Below are 17,617 nucleotides of genomic sequence, written 5' to 3'. Positions count from 1 at the left end.
CCACCCCATCCGCGCGCGGCGCGGCCACGGGAATGCCGATGTCAACTGGGGGAAGCCTATGACCGTCGGACGCATGGACGAAGTATTGAAACATTCCGCGACAGGGCAAAGCGACGGCAAGGCACCAGGTAGCGGCGACACCTGCTGCAGGCACGCCACAGTTGCCCAGAAAACCGGCAAAGGTCCTGTCAGGCTTCCGGGAGGCCGGCCGAAGCACGAATGCGGTGCGCTCGACATGCGGATCGCGCGCGACGGCACCTGGTACTACAAGGGCAGCCCGATCGGCCGGAAGGAGCTGGTCTGCCTCTTCTCCTCGGTGCTGAAGCGCGAGGCGGATGGCGGCTACTGGCTGGAGACCCCGGTCGAGCGCGGCTCGATCGAGGTCGAGGATGCGCCCTTCGTCGCCGTCGAGGTCTTCTGGCGCCGCTGCGAGGGACGGCAGTGCCTGACCTTCCGCACCAACCTCGACGAGATGGTGACCGCCGACGCCGACCACCCGATCCGGGTGCAGATCGACCCCCGCACGCGCGAGCCGCGCCCCTACGTGATGGTGCGCGCCGGGCTGGAGGCACGCATCAACCGGGCCGTCTTCTACGAGCTGGTGGCGCTGGCCGAGCCGGAGACGCTGGAGGGGCGCGAGGTGCTCGGCGTCTGGAGCGAGGGCGTGTTCTTCCCGATCGACGACCTGCCGGCCGAGGCCGCCCCGCCGCCGCGCCGCGGCAGGGTGCGGGCCAACGGCGCCGCCACGGCGTGAGCGCGCCCGCCGGACCGTCCTCCCCGTCCGACGCCGCGGACAGGATCTCGGCAGACAGGATCTCGGCAGACAGGGCCGGGGGCGGCGCGCCGCCGGCCCTCCGGCCCGCACCCATGGATGCGGAGGCGGTGCTGCGGCGCCTCTCCGAGCCGGGACGGCTGGCCCCGCCCCCCGCCCGGGCCCCGGTCCCCTCGGCGCCACCGCCGGCCATCGCCGCCGCCGTGCTGGTGCCCGTGGTGCTGGGGCCGCGCCCCAGCCTGCTGCTGACGCTGCGCGCCGCCACCCTCTCCAGCCATGCCGGCCAGGTCGCTTTTCCCGGCGGCCGCATCGAGCCGGGCGAGACGCCGGAGCAGGCGGCGCTGCGCGAGGCGGCGGAGGAGATCGGCCTCGATCCGCGCCTGCCGCGCATCCTGGGCCGGTTGCCGGAGCACGTCACCGGCACCGGCTTCCACGTGACCCCCATCCTCGCCGTGCTGGAGCCGCCGCTCAACCTCACCCCGGCGCCGGACGAGGTGGCGCAGGTCTTCGAATACGATCTCGCACCCCTGCAGGATCCCGCCCTGCCGGAGCGCCGCGCCGCGATCTGGAAGGGCGAGCGGCGCAGCTTCGACGTCTGGCCGCATGACGAGCACTATGTCTGGGGCGCCACGGCGGCGATCATGCGGACCCTGGCGGCGGCGCTGCGATAGGCCGGAACAGTCGGTCAGAACGGCCCGTGCAGCAGCGCCGGCGGCATCACCAGCAGGCCGATCCGCAGAAACGGCCAGGCGCCGATTTCCAGCCCCTCGCGCCGCAGCGCCACCAGCCCGAGGATCGTCGCCAGCGAGCCGGTGACGGAGAGGTTCGGCCCGAGATCGACCGCGATCAGGATGGCGCCGGCCAGCACGGGCGGCGCCTCGGCCGGCGGCAGCAGGCCGAGCGCCACGACCAGCGCGGCGCCCGCCACGGCCCAGACCGCCTCGGGCCAGCGGAAGGGGCGGAGCAGCACGCCGAGCGTGGTCAGCGCGGCGATCGTCCAGATGACGGGCGCCGCGCTGACCACGCCGCTCATGCGGGCGCGGCGGGCCCGGGGCGGGGCTGCGCGGCCTCCTCGGCGAGGGCCCTGCGGTCGAGAGTTTCGGGCATCAGCCACCAGTAGCCGAGGAAGCCCAGCGCGGCGATGGCGCCGAGCGCCAGGAAGGCGGCCGAATAGCCGTAGCCGACGATGATGCCGCCGGCGAGCGTCGCGCTCAGCGCCGCGCCCAGCGCGTGGGCGGTGGCGATCGCCCCCTGGCTGACGTTGAACCGGCCCGTGCCGCGCGTCAGGTCGGCGACCACCACCGGGAAGAGCGCGCCGAAGATGCCGGCGCCGAAGCCGTCCAGCAGCTGCACCGCCAGCAGCCAGAAGGGATCGTGCGAGAGGGTGTAGAGCAGGCCCCGCAGCGCCAGGATGCCGAAGGCGGCGAGGAAGATCGGCTTGCGGCCCCAGAGGTCCGCCTTCAGGCCCGCCAGATAGGAGACCGGCACCATGACGCATTGCGCCGCGACGATGCAGGCGGCGATCAGCGAGGTGGCGTGGTTCTGCCCGACCACGGTGGTCAGCAGCTGGCCGAGCGAGGGCAGCATGGCGGCATTGGCCAGGTGGAACACCGCCATCAGCACGGCGAAGACCAGCAGCGGCCGGCATTCCAGCAGGGCGCGCCAGCCGGAGGGCCGCGCGGGCCCGCCGGCCGCGGCGCCGTGGCCAAGGCCGCGCGCCACGTCGTCGTCGATGGCGCCGGCCGGGATCAGCAGCGTGGCGCCGATGCTGAGCACCGCCAGGATGCCCATGATCCAGAACACCACCACCGGGCCGAACAGGATGGCGGTGCCCGCCGCCAGCGCCGCCGAGGCGGCGTTGCCGGCATGGTTGAAGGCCTCGTTGCGGCCGATCCGGCGCGAGAAGGCGCGCGGCCCGACGAGGCCGAGGGTGATCGCCGCCAGGGCCGGCGGGAAGACGGTGCCGGCGATGGCGGCGAGCGACTGGGTGGCGGCGACGGCCCGGAAGTCGGTGATGAAGGGCAGCACGACGCAGCTCAGCGTCACCGCCACGGCGGCGGCGATGATCACGGCGCGCTTGTGGCGGCTGCGGTCGATGAAGGCACCGACAGGGGTTTGCGCGGCCAGGCCGATGAGGCCGGCCAGGGTGATGACGAAGCCGATGGTGGCCGGGTTCCAGCCCTGCTCCGGCCCGCGCACGGCGAGCAGGTAGATGGCGAGGTAGGGGCCGAGCCCGTCCCGCACATCGGCTAGGAAGAAGTTCAGCCCGTCCAGGGCGCGGTGGATGCGGGGCGGGACGGCGGAGGGGGGAGGCGCCATGCGGTCCATCCTTCCAGAGCGGAGGCGGCGCTGGAACGCGGGGGGATCGGGCGGGGTTGAGCCGGAAGCCGGCGGAATGATCGCGGCGCCACCGCCGGCGGGGCAGTTCCAGAGGCAATTCCATGGGGACGCGATCGGCCCTACCCTGCCTCCCCATGCGGCTCTTCGAGATCCCGGCCCACCTCCCCTTCCTGCCCACCCTGGCCCGTGGCGTGCTGGCCGAGCTCGGCGCCGCGGCGGCGGACCCGCTGGCCCTGTCCCGCACCACCATCCTGCTGCCGACCCGCCGCGCCGCGCTGGCGCTGCGCGAGGCCTTCCTGCGCGAGGCGGATGGCCGTGCCCTGCTGCTGCCGCGCATGCGAGCGCTGACCGGCCTGTCCACCGAGGAGGCGGACGAGCTGGCGCTGCCCGGCCTGCTCGATCTACCGCCGGCCGTCGAGCCGGCGCGGCGGCAGGCGGTGCTGACCGAGCTGGTCCTGCGCCTGCCCTCCCGCTACGGCGGGCCGAACACCCCGGAGCAGGCCTGGCGGCTGGCCACGGCGCTCGCCGAGTTCCTCGACGAGACGGCGCTGGAGGATGTCCGGCATGACGGGCTGGACGGGCTGGTACCGGAGGAATTCGCCGTCCACTGGCAGGTGACACTGACCTTCCTGCGCGGCGTGCTGACCGCCTGGGACGCCTGGCTGCAGGCGCGGGGGCTGATGGACATCGGCCCGCGCCGCGTCGCCGCCCTGCGCGCCCAGGCCCGCGCCTGGCGCGAGGCGCCGCCGGAGGCGCCGGTGATCGCCGCCGGGATCGGCGCCGGCGGCACCATCCCCGCCGCCGCCGCGCTGCTCAAGGTGGTGGCCGGGCTGCCGCGCGGCGCTGTGGTGCTGCACGGGCCGGGCGAGATCAAGTCCGAGGCGCTCTGGGCCGCGGTGGGGGAGAGCTGCACGCATCCGCTGGCCGGCCAGGTGCGCCTGCTCTCGGCCATGGATGCCACCCCCGCCGACCTCATGCCCTGGCCCGGCAACACGGCGGGCGACCCGGCCCTGGCGCGCCGCGCCGGGCTGCTCTCCTGCGCCCTGCGCCCGGCCGCCGGCATCGAGGCCTGGCTGGAGCGGCGGCCGGAGCACTGGGCGCCCGCGCTGGAGGGCCTCGCCCTGCTGGAGGCGCCGGATGTGCAGGCCGAGGCGGTGGCCATCGCGCTGATCCTGCGCGAGGCGCTGGAGACCCCCGGCAGCCGCGCCGCGCTGATCACCCCCGACCGCGAGCTGGGCCGCCGCGTCGCCGCCGAGCTGACGCGGCACGGCATCCTGGCCGACGATTCCGCCGGCCAGCCGCTCGGCGAGACGCCGACCGGGGCCTATCTGCGCCTGCTCGCCCGCGCCGTGGCCGAGGGCTTCGCGCCGGTGCCGCTGCTCGCCCTGCTCAAGCATCCTCTCTCCGCCGGCGGCATGACGCGGGCGGAATGGATGGAGGCGGTGCGGTTGATCGAGCGGCGCTGCCTGCGCGGCCCCCGCCCCGCGCCCGGCCTGTCCGGCCTGCGGGCCCGGGTGCGCGAGGCCTTCCGGCGCGAGAAGGATGCGCCCCTGCTCGGCACCGCCCTGAAGCTGGTCGATGCGCTGGAGGCCGCGCTCGCCGGTTTCGACAGCCTGCCGGACAGCCCCGCCCGCCCGCCGGCCGACCTGCTGGACGCGCATCTGGCGGCCGCCGAGGCCCTCGCCTCGACGCGGGAGCGGCCGGGCGGCCTGCGCCTCTATGCCGGGGAGGAGGGCGAGCCCCTGGCGGTGCACCTCGCCACCCTGCCGCCGGCGCTGCGCGAATTGCCGCCGATGAGCCCGGCCTCCTGGCCCGCCCTGTTCGATTCCTCGCTGGAGGGTCCCTCGGCGCCGGGGGTCCGCATCGGCCGCGGGCGCGAGCACGCGCAGCATCCCCGCATCGCCATCCTCGGCCTGCTGGAGGCCCGGCTGCAGGATTTCGACCTGGCCGTGCTGGGCAGCCTGGAGGAAGGCGTCTGGCCGCAGGCGACCGAGGCCGGCCCCTGGATGAGCCGGCCGATGCGCGCCGATTTCGGCCTGCCGGAGCCCGAGGCGCGGATCGGCCGCGTCGCCGCCGACTTCCTGCTGGCGGCCGCCTCGGCGCCGCGCGTGGTGCTGGCCCGCGCCCGCAAGCGCGCCGGCGCGCCGACCGTGCCCTCGCGCTGGCTGACCCGGCTTGAGACCTTCCTCGCCGGCCAGAAGGCAGAAGACCCGCGGAAGGCCGGCGGCCGGGGCCTCGCACTGCCACGCCACCCGGCGCTTGGCTGGGCGGCGCGGCTCGACCAGCCGGAGGCGGTGCGGCCCTGCCCGCGCCCGGCCCCCTGCCCGCCCGTGGAGGACCGGCCGCGCGAGATCAGCGTCACGGAAGTGGCCGGGCTGATGGCCGATCCCTATGCCTTCTACGCCCGCCACGTGCTGCGCCTGACGCCCTTCGACCCGCTCGACGCCGAGGTCGGCGCGGCGAATTACGGGCAGATCGTGCACCTCGCCCTGGCGGTCTGGACCCGCCGCCTGGACGAGGCGCCCGGGGGCTGGCCCGGCCTCGCCACCGCCCGCGACTGGTTCGCGGACGCGGCGGAGGAGGCGCTGGCGCGGACCGAGGCGCGGCCCGGCCTGCTGGCCTTCTGGCGGCCGCGCCTGGCGCGCATCGGCGGCTTCGTCACCGCCCAGGAGGAGGCGGCGCAGACGGCGGCGCGGGAGGGGCGGCGCATCGCCGCTCGCCATGCCGAGGTGCCGGGGCGGCTGGCGCTGGCGCAGGGGCGGCTGCGGCTGAAGGTGCGCGCCGACCGCATCGACGAACTGTCCGACGGCACGCTGGCGATCATCGACTACAAGACCGGCACGCCGCCGAACGATTCCGAGATGAAGGACGGCCGCGCGCCGCAGATGCCGCTGGAGGCCGCCATCGCCGCGGCGGGCGGGTTCGAGGGCATCGCCGCCCGTCCGGTCTCGGCGCTGGCCCACTGGCGGCTGACCGGGGGCGGCACGCCGGGCGAGGTGAGGCCGGTGAAGGGTGAGCCTGACGCCCTGGCGGCCGAGGCGCTGGCGCAGACGGAGGCGCTGCTGCGCGGCTTCCTGCTCGGCGAGCGCCGCTTCCTCGCCCGCCCGCATCCGCGCCGCAGGCCGCCCCGCTCGGATTACGACCATCTGGCGCGGGTGGCGGAATGGGGGACGGCGGAGGAGGGGTGAGGCCCCTACCCCCCGTTCCGCGCCCCGGTGTCCGGCTGCAGGCCCGACACCATCTCGTCATCGCCGGTGCGGGTCATGAAGGCGGGCAGACCCATCGGCCGCTTCTGCGAGGCCGGCAGGGCGGAGGTGAAGGGCCGGTCGCCGCGCCGCGCCCGGAAATCCACCCTGGCCGCCTCCCGCAGCGCCGCATCGGTCATCAGGTCATACCCCGCGGCCGCCAGCACGCGGGCGGTGTTGAGCGATCCCTTGTCGCCGATCGACATGCCGCCGCATGCGGTGACGGGCCAGGTGTGCAGCCCGACTCCCAGCGGCATGGTCGGCCAGGCGAAGACCCCCACCGGCGCCTGGTAGCTGACCTCGCCGACATCGGTGGAGCCGCCCGCCGAGATCTCCTGCAGGAAGGGCAGCGGCTGCGGCGCCATGCCCGCCTCCGGCAGCTTCGCCTCCCGCTGGCAGGCCCGGGCGAAGGCCTGCTCCTCCTCCGTCCATTCGATCGGGACGGCGGCGAGGTGGCGGTGCAGCAGCCGCGCCAGCGGCTCGTTCGGCAGCAGGTCGTGCATGCCGAAGAAGTGGATCACCTCGGCGCGGGTCTGCGTCGCCATGGCCGCGCCCTCGGCCACCTGGCGCACCCAGGCGGTCAGCGTGCCGACCTTCTCCCGGTCGAGGTCGCGCAGGAGGATCCAGACCTGCGCGAAATCCGGGATGACGTTCGGCGCCGCGCCCGCCTGCTCATAGATGTAGTGCATCCGCGCGCTGGGCAGGATGTGCTCGCGCATCATCTGCACGCCGAGGCCGAACATCTCCGCCGCCTTGAGGGCGCTGCGCCCCTCCCAGGGGGCGATCCCGGCATGGGCGCTACGGCCGTGGAACATCACCCGCACCTTGTCCACCGCGGTCAGCCGCACGATCCCGGCGCCGGCGAAGGGGGCGGGGTGCCAGGCCAGCACGGCGTCGCAATCCTCGAACAGCCGGTCGCGCGCCATATAAACTTTGGCGCCCTCCGTCTCCTCGGCGGCGCAGCCATAGACGCGGATGGTGCCGCTGGTGCCGGCCTCCCGCATCATGGCCCTGAGCGCGATGGCGCCGCCGGTGCAGCCGGCGCCCAGCATGTTGTGGCCGCAGCCATGCCCGACCCCGGTGCCGGCGGGGCCCGGCGCCTGGCGCGGCTCCGCGGCGTTGCCGAGGCCGGGCAGCGCGTCATACTCCGGCATGTAGCCGATGACCGGGCCGCCCGAACCCGCGCTCCATTCCGCGACGAAGGCGGTGGGGATGCCGGAGGTGCCGCGGCTGGTGACACGAAAGCCCGCCGCCTCCAGCTCGCGCAGGTGGATGGCGGCGGACTTCTCCTCGTGCAGGCTCAGTTCGGCCTGGGTCCAGACCTCGCGCGAGAGGCGCAGGATGGCGTCGCGCGCCGCCTCCACCGCGCGCGCCGCGGCGGCCGAGGAGGCCGGGGGGAGGCCAGGGGGAGGGCCAGGGGTGGAGGCCGCTGGTGAAGCCGGGGGAGCCGCGGCCGCGGTGACCGCGCCGGTCATCCCGAAGCCCGCCATCCCGAAGCCGGCGAGAACAGCGCGCCGTCCCGCTTCCGGCATTCCTCGCAGCGGCATGATCCGAACTCCTTGCTGACAGGCGGGGCTGACAGGCGGGCTGGGGGAGGAGGCTACGGACCCTTCTCCTCCGGCCACAAGCCGGCGCGCGGACACAGTCGGGTTATCCGCCGGCGGGTTATCCGACGGCGGGTTACCCGCGGGCCGGCCCGCCTCAGCGATAGGCCGCGAGAATCGCCCGGCCTTCCTCGCCGGCGCGGTCCGACCACGCCTCGACCACCGGCTGCGCCGCCAGGGTCAGCGCGGCGCGCAGCGCCGGGACCTCGGCGAGCGCCACGCCGTTGGCGCGCAGGCGGGCGCCGTTCTCCTCCAGCCGCGTGGCGATGGCGCGGAACTGCCGGGCCTCGGTCTCCCGCCCGGCCTGCAGGACGGCGCGCCGCGCCGGCTCCGGCAGCGCCTCCAGCGCCGCGCTGGCACAGAAGGCGAGGCTGAGCGGCCAGGCGTAGTCGATGCGGGTGAAGTTCGGCAGGATCTCCCACAGCCGCGCCCCGGCGCCGCCATCGCCCGAGGAAAGCACGGCATCCATCTCGCCCGCCTTCAGCCGGGGCAGCGCGTCGGCGAAGGAAATCTGCTGCGGCGCGGCGCTGGCGGCCTGCAGCACGGCGGTGCCGGCGGCATCGTAGGTCCGGATGCGCAGGCCCTGCAGCGCTCCGGCCTCGGTCAGCGGCCGGCGCGACCAGATGCCGGAGGGCGGCCAGGGCGTGGCGTAGAGCAGCGTCGCGCCCTGCGCCGCGAGGGCGCGGGCATAGGCCGGCCGGGCGAGATCCAGCAGCCGCGCCGCATCCGCCGCCGAGCCGGTCAGGAAGGGCAGCGCGGAGAGCTGGAAGATCGGCGCGTCCTTCGCCATGGCGCCGGTGAAGGCGTCCGCCGCGGCGAGCTTCCCCTCGGCCACGGCGCGCAACATGGCGGCGGAGCGCAGCCCGTCCGGCGCGTCGGGGGCGGCGGTCACCATCAGCGCGCCATCGGCCAGCCGGGTCGCGGCCTCGGCGAAATGCGCGATGCCCTCGCCCGGCATGGCGGTCGCCGGATATTCGCTGGCGATGCGCCAGGCGGCGGCGGCCCGGGCGCGCCGGGCCGGCGCGGCGGCAAGGCCGGCCAGGCCGGCGGCGAGGAGGTGGCGGCGTCTCGGCATCGGTGCGGCCCTTTCGGCTGAAGCGCTAAGCCCAAGCCTAGACCGCCCTGGCCCGCCAGGGGAATCGCCGCGTGCCTCCGGAACCGCCCGGCGGTGACGGCGGGTGCTCCGTGCCGCGCTATCGGGGCGCCCAGCGGGAGGCGGCCGCGCGCCTCCCGCCGCCTTGCCCATCGCCCCGGCGCGGCCGCCCGGCTACAACCGGGGCATGAGCAGCAGCACCGATCTCTCGCCCCGCGCCGCCGCCCAGGATGCGCAGCGGCGCGCCTCGGACCCCGAGGCCTCCGCCTGGGTCGGCGCCTCGGCCGGCTCGGGCAAGACCAAGGTGCTGACCGACCGCGTGCTGCGCCTGCTGCTGCGCCCCGGCGCCAGGCCCGGCCGCATCCTCTGCCTCACCTTCACCAAGGCGGCGGCGGCCGAGATGGCGACCCGCCTGGCCCGCCGCCTCGGCGAATGGGCGGTGGCCGAGGAGGCCGATCTCGGCCGCAGCCTGCAGGAGCTGACCGGCGCCGCGCCGGACGCCACGCTGCGCCGCCGCGCCCGCGCCCTCTTCGCCGAGGTGCTGGAGCAGCCGGGCGGCATGCGGATCGCCACCATCCATGCCTTCTGCCAGTCGCTGCTGCGCGGCTTCCCGCTGGAGGCCGGGCTGCCGCCGCAGTTCACCCTGATCGAGGAGGCGGACGCGGCGGAGATGCTGGCCGAATCGCGCGAGGCGGCGCTGGCCTCCGGCCGGCTGCCCCCCGCGGCGATCGAGGCCATCGCCGGCCTCGGCAGCCCGGAGGATTTCGCCGACACGCTGCAGAGCCTGGTGAAGGAGCGCGACCGGCTGGGCGGCGCCATCGCCCGGGCCGGGGGGCTGGCCGGGTGCGACGCCGTGCTGCGCCGCCGCCTGATGCTGCCGCGCGAGGGGGGCGAGGCGGAGGCGCTGGCCGCGGCCTGTGCCCGGGTGGGGGCGGAGATGGTGCGCGCCAGCGGTCTGCTGCGCCTCAGCGGCAATGCCAACGACCGCGCGCGCGGCGAGCGGATGAAGGCCTGGATCGACCTGCCGGTGGAGGCGCGCCAGGTGTGCTGGGAGGACTGGGCCGGGATCTTCCTCACCGACAAGGGCGAGCCGCGTAAAAACATGGCCACCAAGGCCGGCCTGAAGGACCGCGCCGAGGAGGCGCAGGCCCTGATGGCCGAGGAGGCGGCGCGCATCGCGGCGGTGGAGGAGGAGCGGAGGGCGTGGCGCCTGCACGCCGCGAGCCTCGCCCTGCTCGCCCTCGCCCAGCCGGTGCTGGAGGCCTATGCGGCGCGGAAGGCGCGCCAGGGGGCGGTGGATTTCGACGACCTGATCCAGGCCGCGCGCGGCCTGCTGCACGATCCGGGCAGCGCCTGGGTGCTCTACAAGCTCGATGGCGGGCTCGACCACCTGCTGCTCGACGAGGCGCAGGACAGCAACGCGCATCAATGGGAGATCGCGGAGAAGCTGTCCGGCGAGTTCTTCTCCGGCCTCGGCGCGCGCGAGCCGGAGACGCGGCGCAGCATCTTCGCGGTGGGCGACGAGAAGCAGTCGATCTACAGCTTCCAGGGCGCCGACGCCGCGGGCCTCGGCCGCTACGCGCACCGCTTCGCCCGGCAGATCGCGGCGGCGGAGCAGCGCTTCGAGGTGGTGCCGCTGAACGTCTCCTTCCGGTCCACGGCGCCGGTGCTGTCGCTCGTCGATGCCGTCTTCGCCGAAGGGCCGGCGCGGCGCGGCGTGGTGGCGGAGGGCGCCGTGCTGGAGCACCGCGCCGACCGCGCCGGGGATGCCGGGCTGGTCGAGCTCTGGCCGCCGCTGGCCCGGCCCGAGGCCGCCACCCTGGAAGCCTGGGAGGTGCCGGAGACGCCGGTGGCCGAGGAGGACGCCGAGGCGCTGATGGCCGAGGCGCTGGCGGCGCGCATCGCCCACATGGTGCGGCACGAGACCCTGCCGGCGCGCGGCGGGCGGCCGATCCGCCCCGGCGACATCCTGGTGCTGCTGCGCCGCCGCACCGCCTTCAGCGGCCTGCTCGTGCGGGCGCTGAAGGCGCGCGGCGTGGCGGTGGGCGGGCTCGACCGGCTGCGCCTGATCGAGCAGATCGCGGTGCAGGACCTGCTGGCGCTGATCGACGTGCTGCTGCTGCCGGAGGACGACCTGCAGCTCGCCGCCCTGCTCAAGAGCCCGCTCTGCGGCGTCTCGGAGGAGGAGCTCTGCGCCCTGGCGGGCGGCCGGGTGCAGCCGCTGTGGTGGCGGCTGCTGCAGGAGCGCGGGCGCGACACCGCGCCCGGCCGCGCCGCCGATTGGCTGGCCGCGCTGGCCGACCGCGCCGACCTCGCCACCCCCCACTCCATCCTGGCCGAGGTGCTGGGCGAGCATGGCGGGCGGGCCCGCATCCTGGCCCGCCTCGGCCCCGACGCCGCCGACCCGCTGGACGAGGTGCTGAACGCCGCGCTCGCCTTCGAATCGCGCCATCCGCCCAGCCTGCAGGGCTTCGTGCAATGGCTGCGGCGCGGCGGGGCGGAGGTGAAGCGCGAGGCGGAATCGGGCGTCGATGCGGTGCGGCTGATGACGGCGCACGGCGCCAAGGGGCTGCAGGCACCGGTGGTCATCCTGCCCGATGTCGGCAGCGGCCGCGGCGAGAAGCCGCTGCGCTGGGAGGAGAGCGAGCCGTCCCTGCCCTTCTGGGCGCCCCGCTCGCGCCGCGACTTCTTCGCCCCCGCCTGGACGCGGCTGATGGAAGCGGAGGAGGCGGCGCGGGCGGCGGAGGAGAACCGGCTGCTCTATGTCGCGCTGACCCGTGCCGAGGACCGGCTGCTGGTCTGCGCCTGGGGCGAGCCCAAGGCCGGCTCCTGGTACGACCTGGTGGCGCAGGGCTTCGCCCGCCTGGAGGGCGCCCGGGAGCTGGCCTTCGAGCCGGCGGCCTTCGGGGCGCCGCCCGCCGCCCGCTTCACCGGACCGGCGCGCTGCCTGGACAGCGCCCAGACCGCTCCGCCGCGCGCCGAGGCCGGACAGGCCGAGCCGGGCGAGGCCGGGCCGCTGCCCGACTGGATCGGCCGGCCGGCGGCGCCGGAGAGCATGGCGCTGACCCTCTCCCCCTCGGCGCTTCCCGGCGAGACGGAGACGCCCACCGCCGCGCCGCATGGCCGCGCCGATCCGACCGGCGAGCGCTTCCGCCGCGGCCGGCTGCTGCACGCGCTGCTGCAGCACCTTCCGGACTATGCGGAGGCGGAGCGGGAGGCGGCGGCGCGGCGCTTCCTGGCCAGGCCCGGCCATGACCTCTCCGAGGCCGAGCGGGCGGCGACCCTGGCCGAGGTGATGCGGCTGCTGCGCCTGCCCGAGCTGGCGGCGGCCTTCGGGCCCGGCAGCCTGGCCGAGGCGCCGATCGCCGGGCGGGTCAATGGCCTGCCGCTGGCCGGCCAGGTGGACCGGATGCTGGTGACGCCGGAGCGGGTGCTGATCCTGGACTACAAGACCAACCGTCCGCCGCCGGAGGAGATCGGCGGCGTCCCGGCGCTCTACCTGCGGCAGATGGCGGCCTATCGTGCCCTGCTGCGGCAGGTCTTTCCGGGACGGAAGGTGGATTGCTGGCTGCTCTGGACATGGTCGGCCCGCCCCATGCCGCTGCCCGGAGCGCTGCTGGACCGGCACATGCCGGGGTGAGAAGCCGGTGCGCCGTCAGGTCACAGGGGCAGACTTCCCTGCGGCGGGCCGTCCGCCTGCGCCGCCGTCTGCCCCGTTGGCCGGATCTCGCCGCGCGCCGCCTGCCCGGCCAGGCCCAGCTCCGCCACGAACCGCTCGAACTCCTGCTTCCTTAGCGCCGCGTCCGGCAGGCGCAGCAGGTAGCTCGGATGCACGGTGATCAGGACGGGCCGCCCCTCCGGCCCCTCGAAGACCTGGCCGCGCAGCTTCAGCAGCGGCAGCTTCTGCCCCATCAGCGCCTGGGTCGCCGTGGCGCCGAGGGCGACGAGGAAGCGCGGCGCCACGCTCTCCACCTCCGCCATCAGGAAGGGGCGGTAGAGCTTGATGTCGCCGGCGTCCGGGCTCTGGTGCAGCCGGCGCGGGCCGCGCTGGACGTACTTGAAGTGCTTCACCGCGTTGGTGACGTAGCTCGCGGCGCGGTCGATGCCGGCGGCCTCCAGCGCGCGATCGAAGAGCTTGCCGGCCGGGCCGACGAAGGGGCGGCCCTGTCGGTCCTCCTCGTCGCCCGGCTGCTCGCCGACGAACATCAGCGGCGCGCCGGGGGGTCCTTCGCCGAGGATGGCGGGGCGGTCCGTGGCCCAGCTGGCGCTGGGGGGGAGGGTCTGGCTCTGGGGCATGGCATGGAATTCAACGATCCGGCCGCCTCCGGGTTTTCGGCCCGCCTTTCCCGCGCCATGCCCGGCTGTTAGAGAGGGCGACTGTCCATGATTCCCGGGGCGCGCCCGACGCGCCCCTCTTCTTCCGCGCGGGGGGTGTTCTTGCCATGAAGTTCTCGGTGGACCGGGCGGTGCTGCTGAAGGCGCTGGCGCATGTGCAGAGCGTGGTCGAGCGGCGGAACACCATCCCCATCCTGGCCAATGTCATGCTGGCGGCGCAGGAGGGCAGCCTGACCCTGACGGCGACCGACATGGAGATCGCCATCGTCGAGGCGGTGCCGGATGTCACCGTGACGCGCCCCGGCCGCACCACCGCCCCGGCGGCGACGCTCTACGAGATCGTCCGCAAGCTGCCGGACGGCGCCAAGGTGGAGCTGGACCATCCGGGCGGCGACGCGCCGCTGGCGCTGCGCGCCGGCCGCTTCGCCACCAGCCTGATGGTGCTGCCGGTGGAGGACTTCCCCTCGATGACCGAGGGGAAGCTGCCGCACGGCTTCCTGGTGACGCCGACCCTGCTGCGCGAGCTGGTGGACCGCACCAAGTTCGCCATCTCCACCGAGGAGACGCGCTACTACCTGAACGGCATCTACCTGCACGCCACCGAGGCCGAGGGCCAGAAGGTGCTGCGCGCCGTGGCGACGGACGGCCACCGCCTGGCCCGCGTCGAGGAGCCGCTGCCGGAGGGCGCCGAGGGCATGCCGGGCGTCATCGTGCCGCGCAAGACGGTCAACGAGATCCGCAAGCTCGCCGACGAGACCAGCGAGCCGGTCGAGGTGAAGCTCTCCGAGACCAAGATCCGCTTCGCCTTCGGCAGCGTCCACCTGACCAGCAAGCTGATCGACGGCACCTTCCCCGAATACGAGCGTGTCATCCCGCGCGGCAACGACAAGATCCTGACGGTGGACAAGAAGGCCTTCTCGGACGCCGTCGCCCGCGTCGCCGCCATCTCCTCCGAACGCTCGCGCCCGGTGAAGCTCGCGATCCGGCAGGACAGCCTGACGCTGACCGCCAGCAGCCCCGACCAGGGGCAGGCCGAGGAGGAGCTGGACAGCGAGGCCGTGTCCTACCGGTCCGGTCCGATCGAGATCGGCTTCCAGGCGCGCTACCTCGCCGACATCACCGACCAGATCGCGGAGCGGGTGGAGTTCCGCTTCGCCGATGGCTCGGCGCCGACGGTGGTGGTGGATGCCGCCAAGCCCGAGGCGCTCTACGTGCTGATGCCGATGCGGGTCTGACCGCCGCATGCGACCGCTGCGCGCGCGGGTCCTGTCGCTGCGCGGGCATATCCTGTCGCTGCGCGGGCTGGCCGTGCTGATGGCGGTCCTGGTGGCGGGCGGCGAGATCGCCCGCCGTGCCGGCACCGCCGCCTTCGTCCCCCTGGCGCTGGACGAGCTGGCCGTGGCCGCCCTCCTGCTCTGGGCCGGCTGGCGTGGCGGCGCGGCGCGGCTGCTCGCCGCCTGGGGCGTGTTCTCGGGGCTGATGCTCACCCTGCTGTCGCAGAACGCCGAATACGTCCTGCACGGGCGGGAGAAGGCCGGCGCGGTCTTCTACCCGGTGCTTCTGGCCCTGTTGCTGGCGCTCGGCCTCTGGGCCATGGCGCGGGCCCTGCGCGCGCTGCCGCGGGGCGAGTGAGGGCGAGGCGGCGGGGGTCCGACCGGACCGGAGCCGGATAGTCCGGTGAACCATGCGCGGCCGGATGGAGGCCCCCGCCTTCGGCGCCCTCCTTATTCCGCTGGCCTCACTCCGCCGGGCTGACCTGGCCCTGGGCCGCCTCCCGCCGCCGCCTCATCTTGCCGGCCAGGAACAGGCCCCGCATGGCGAGCTTGCGCGCCGCCGCCCAGGGGCCGGGCGCATGAGCGGCGATACCGCGCACCAGGCGGTTTCCCAGCCGGTCCTGGTCGTGCAGCTGCGCCACCGGCATGCCGTTCACCGTGATCATCCGCTGGTGCCGCACGCGGGTGTGGAATTGCAGCATGTCGTCACCCTCCGGCAGGTAGTGCGCGGTGAGCGAGGCGCGGGAGACGCCCCGCCCGGCCGGGGCGAAGCTGCCATGCACGGTCAGCGAGTTCCAGAACAGCACGTCGCCCTTGGCCAGGAAGGGCGCGCGGATCTCCAGCCCCTCGCGCCGCATCACCTCCAGCACGGCGCGGCGGTAGCGGTCATGGCCGGTGGCGAAGTCGTACTCCCCCGCATTGCGCAGCACCGGCACGGTGACGTGGCTGCGCGGGCAGACATAGAAGCGCCCGGCGGCGGCATGCACATCCTCGAGCGCGTACCAGCCGGCGATACAGCGGCCGAGCGCCACGGCGCTGTCCTGGTAGTAGCTGTCCTGATGCGCCCAGGTGCCGGCGGGGGCCTCGAAGAACATGGTCTGGATCAGCTTGGTGCGGCCGGCGCCGATCAGCGCCGAGGTCAGCGCGCCGACGCGGGCCTGCGTCACCGCCGCCAGGGCGCGCTCCCTGAAGCGGCCGTGGCGGCTGGTCTGCAGGTCCTGCACGTTGAAGATCGGATTGGCGAGGAAGCCGTCGGCATCGAACCGGTTGCGTTCGTAGCGCATGTTCTTCTGGCGCAGGATGGGCGTGGCCGAGGGCCGCACCTGCGCGTGGAAGGCGGCGCGGATGTCGTCGCAGAGCGCGGCGGGCAGCAGGCCGCGGATCACCACATAGCCCTCGCGGCGGTAGTATCCGAGCGCCGCCGCCGTCTCGTCGGGCTGGAAATAGGTCCGGTCCTCCGCGAGGGCGTTGGGGATATCGATCAGGGTTTCGAGGGGGGTGGGCACCTGCATGAGCCGTCTCCTGAGAAGGAAGGCCGACCAGCGGCCTGTGCGCGCGGCGGCCCGTGCCGCCCTGCGAGGTTGCAGGCGACACGCTGACACGCCGAAGCTCATGCAGAAAATGCGACATTGTGTATTTCAGGAAACTTTCTCTCATTTAAGGGGGATTTGATGAAACTTCCATTTTCCTCCCGGTTTCGTGTCTCCCGTTCCTGCGCCGCCGCCCCAGGGTCGATGACCCCATAAAGCCTTGGCGCCGATAGCGCCGGCATGCCAAAATTCGTGACGAAGGGCCACAAAGGGCACGGCCGCCAGAGGATGGCGGCACTGGGGAAATGCGCCCGCACAGGGCCTGTGAGCAATAATCCGCCCGGTGCCCGGACGGCTCCCCGAGGCCACGTTCTCCCGATGGGACGGCGCCCGGGCCAGGCTGGACGAAGGGCACCATGCCGTTTTCGCGGGAGGTCCGTGCCTTGCCTTCCTGTCCTTGCCCGGGCCGCGTCCCGTCCCCGCAGCCGCCACGAAACCTCGGCCCGCCCGGCCGGTTTCCGCCATGGCGCGGTTTCCGCCCCTGGCCTCCAGCGCTCCGCCCTGCCTCCCCCGCCCCCCTGCCGGAGAAGAATGCCCCATGCTGATCAACGCGGGCTTCGAGATCGCCTATGATTGCCCGCAACCGACGCCGATGCTGCTGATGCTCAGCACGCATCCCTCGCGCGATTCCGACATCCGTGGTCCGAACCTGCTGCAGCTCGACCCGCCGGTCAGCCAGCGCACCTATTACGACAGCTTCGGCAACCGCTGCACCCGGGTGGTGGCGCCGGCCGGGCGGCTGACCCTTTTCACCAACTTCAACGTGCAGGATTCCGGCCTGCCGGATGCGGTGGAGCCCTGGGCGCGGCAGCACCCGGTGGAGCAGCTGCCGGATGACATGCTCGTCTTCCTGCTCGGCAGCCGCTACTGCGACACCGACCGGCTGACGAACACCGCATGGTCGCTCTTCGGCCATCTGCAGCCGGGCTGGGGCATGGTGCAGGCGATCTGCGACTTCACCCACAACCACATCACCTTCGGCTACCCCTATGCCGACCCGACGCGCACCGCCTCCGGCGCCTTCGAGCAACGCGTCGGCGTCTGCCGCGACTTCGCGCATCTCGCTGTCACGCTCTGCCGCTGCATGAACATCCCGGCGCGCTACTGCACCGGCTATCTCGGCGACATCGGCATACCGCCGGTGGACGCGCCGATGGACTTCTCCGCCTGGTTCGAGGTCTGGCTCGGCGACCGCTGGTACACCTTCGACGCGCGCCACAACACGCCGCGCATCGGCCGCATCCTGATGGCGCGCGGGCGCGACGCCACCGACGTCGCCATCAGCACCACCTTCGGGCCGAACATCCTGGCGAAGTTCCAGGTGGTGACGGACGAGGTGATCGGCGGCTGAGGGCGGGGCGGCAC

General features: G+C 74.4%; 13 protein-coding genes. 7 read left to right on the top strand and 6 right to left on the bottom strand.

Going from position 1 to position 17,617, the window contains the following annotated elements; genetic code table 11:
* Window positions 1-235: 235 nt before the first annotated feature.
* Together D9598_RS05995 and D9598_RS05990 are read left to right on the top strand one after the other, a co-directional pair.
* Entirely contained in the window at window positions 236-754 is a 519-nt protein-coding gene (locus tag D9598_RS05995; RefSeq protein ID WP_198365467.1) for a DUF1285 domain-containing protein, read from the top strand.
* 113 nt (window positions 755-867) lie between these two features.
* Window positions 868-1,443, top strand: coding sequence for a CoA pyrophosphatase (locus tag D9598_RS05990; RefSeq protein ID WP_198365466.1), 576 nt, complete (start codon window positions 868-870; stop codon window positions 1,441-1,443).
* 14 nt (window positions 1,444-1,457) lie between these two features.
* On the opposite strand, the gene D9598_RS20980 is transcribed toward D9598_RS05990, so the two are convergent.
* Window positions 1,458-1,805 (bottom strand): hypothetical protein, encoded by a 348-nt coding sequence (locus D9598_RS20980; RefSeq protein WP_232476929.1) that lies wholly within the window; start codon window positions 1,803-1,805, stop codon window positions 1,458-1,460.
* Complete coding sequence (locus D9598_RS05980) at window positions 1,802-3,091, bottom strand: MFS transporter (RefSeq protein WP_198365465.1); 1,290 nt, start codon at window positions 3,089-3,091, stop codon at window positions 1,802-1,804. The genes D9598_RS20980 and D9598_RS05980 overlap by 4 nt, the downstream gene beginning before the upstream one ends.
* A 122-nt stretch (window positions 3,092-3,213) precedes the next feature.
* Between D9598_RS05980 and addB the strand changes: the two genes are divergently transcribed.
* Window positions 3,214-6,300: a double-strand break repair protein AddB gene (addB, locus tag D9598_RS05975; RefSeq protein WP_232476928.1), complete on the top strand. Its 3,087-nt coding sequence runs from the start codon at window positions 3,214-3,216 to the stop codon at window positions 6,298-6,300.
* 5 nt (window positions 6,301-6,305) lie between these two features.
* Here addB and D9598_RS05970 read toward each other — a convergent pair whose 3' ends face one another.
* Together D9598_RS05970 and D9598_RS05965 are read right to left on the bottom strand one after the other, a co-directional pair.
* Window positions 6,306-7,904 carry an amidohydrolase gene (locus D9598_RS05970; RefSeq protein ID WP_232476927.1) on the bottom strand — a complete coding sequence of 533 codons (1,599 nt, stop codon included), beginning with the start codon at window positions 7,902-7,904 and terminating at the stop codon, window positions 6,306-6,308.
* A 154-nt stretch (window positions 7,905-8,058) separates the two neighbouring features.
* Entirely contained in the window at window positions 8,059-9,036 is a 978-nt protein-coding gene (locus tag D9598_RS05965; RefSeq protein WP_198365464.1) for a TRAP transporter substrate-binding protein, read from the bottom strand.
* Between the two features lie 205 nt (window positions 9,037-9,241).
* Between D9598_RS05965 and addA the strand changes: the two genes are divergently transcribed.
* Entirely contained in the window at window positions 9,242-12,694 is a 3,453-nt protein-coding gene (gene addA / locus D9598_RS05960) for a double-strand break repair helicase AddA (RefSeq protein WP_198365463.1), read from the top strand.
* A gap of 20 nt (window positions 12,695-12,714) precedes the next feature.
* Here addA and D9598_RS05955 read toward each other — a convergent pair whose 3' ends face one another.
* Window positions 12,715-13,350, bottom strand: coding sequence for a UdgX family uracil-DNA binding protein (locus tag D9598_RS05955; protein WP_198365462.1), 636 nt, complete (start codon window positions 13,348-13,350; stop codon window positions 12,715-12,717).
* A 146-nt stretch (window positions 13,351-13,496) separates the two neighbouring features.
* On the opposite strand from D9598_RS05955, the gene dnaN reads away from it, so the two are divergent.
* Together dnaN and D9598_RS05945 are read left to right on the top strand one after the other, a co-directional pair.
* Window positions 13,497-14,624 (top strand): DNA polymerase III subunit beta, encoded by a 1,128-nt coding sequence (gene dnaN, locus D9598_RS05950; RefSeq protein WP_198365461.1) that lies wholly within the window; start codon window positions 13,497-13,499, stop codon window positions 14,622-14,624.
* A gap of 7 nt (window positions 14,625-14,631) precedes the next feature.
* Window positions 14,632-15,021: a hypothetical protein gene (locus D9598_RS05945; RefSeq protein ID WP_198365460.1), complete on the top strand. Its 390-nt coding sequence runs from the start codon at window positions 14,632-14,634 to the stop codon at window positions 15,019-15,021.
* A gap of 106 nt (window positions 15,022-15,127) precedes the next feature.
* On the opposite strand, the gene D9598_RS05940 is transcribed toward D9598_RS05945, so the two are convergent.
* Complete coding sequence (locus D9598_RS05940; protein ID WP_198365459.1) at window positions 15,128-16,174, bottom strand: phytanoyl-CoA dioxygenase family protein; 1,047 nt, start codon at window positions 16,172-16,174, stop codon at window positions 15,128-15,130.
* Between the two features lie 616 nt (window positions 16,175-16,790).
* On the opposite strand from D9598_RS05940, the gene D9598_RS05935 reads away from it, so the two are divergent.
* A complete protein-coding gene (locus D9598_RS05935) occupies window positions 16,791-17,603 on the top strand; it encodes a transglutaminase family protein (RefSeq protein ID WP_198365458.1) in 813 nt (270 codons plus the stop codon).
* Window positions 17,604-17,617 lie beyond the last annotated feature (14 nt).

The sequence above is a fragment of the Roseomonas sp. KE0001 genome (genome assembly GCF_016107285.1).
Taxonomy (GTDB): domain Bacteria; phylum Pseudomonadota; class Alphaproteobacteria; order Acetobacterales; family Acetobacteraceae; genus Pseudoroseomonas.
The sequence above is the reverse complement of the archived record's forward strand: the minus strand, read 5'-3'. Positions and strand labels throughout refer to the sequence as shown.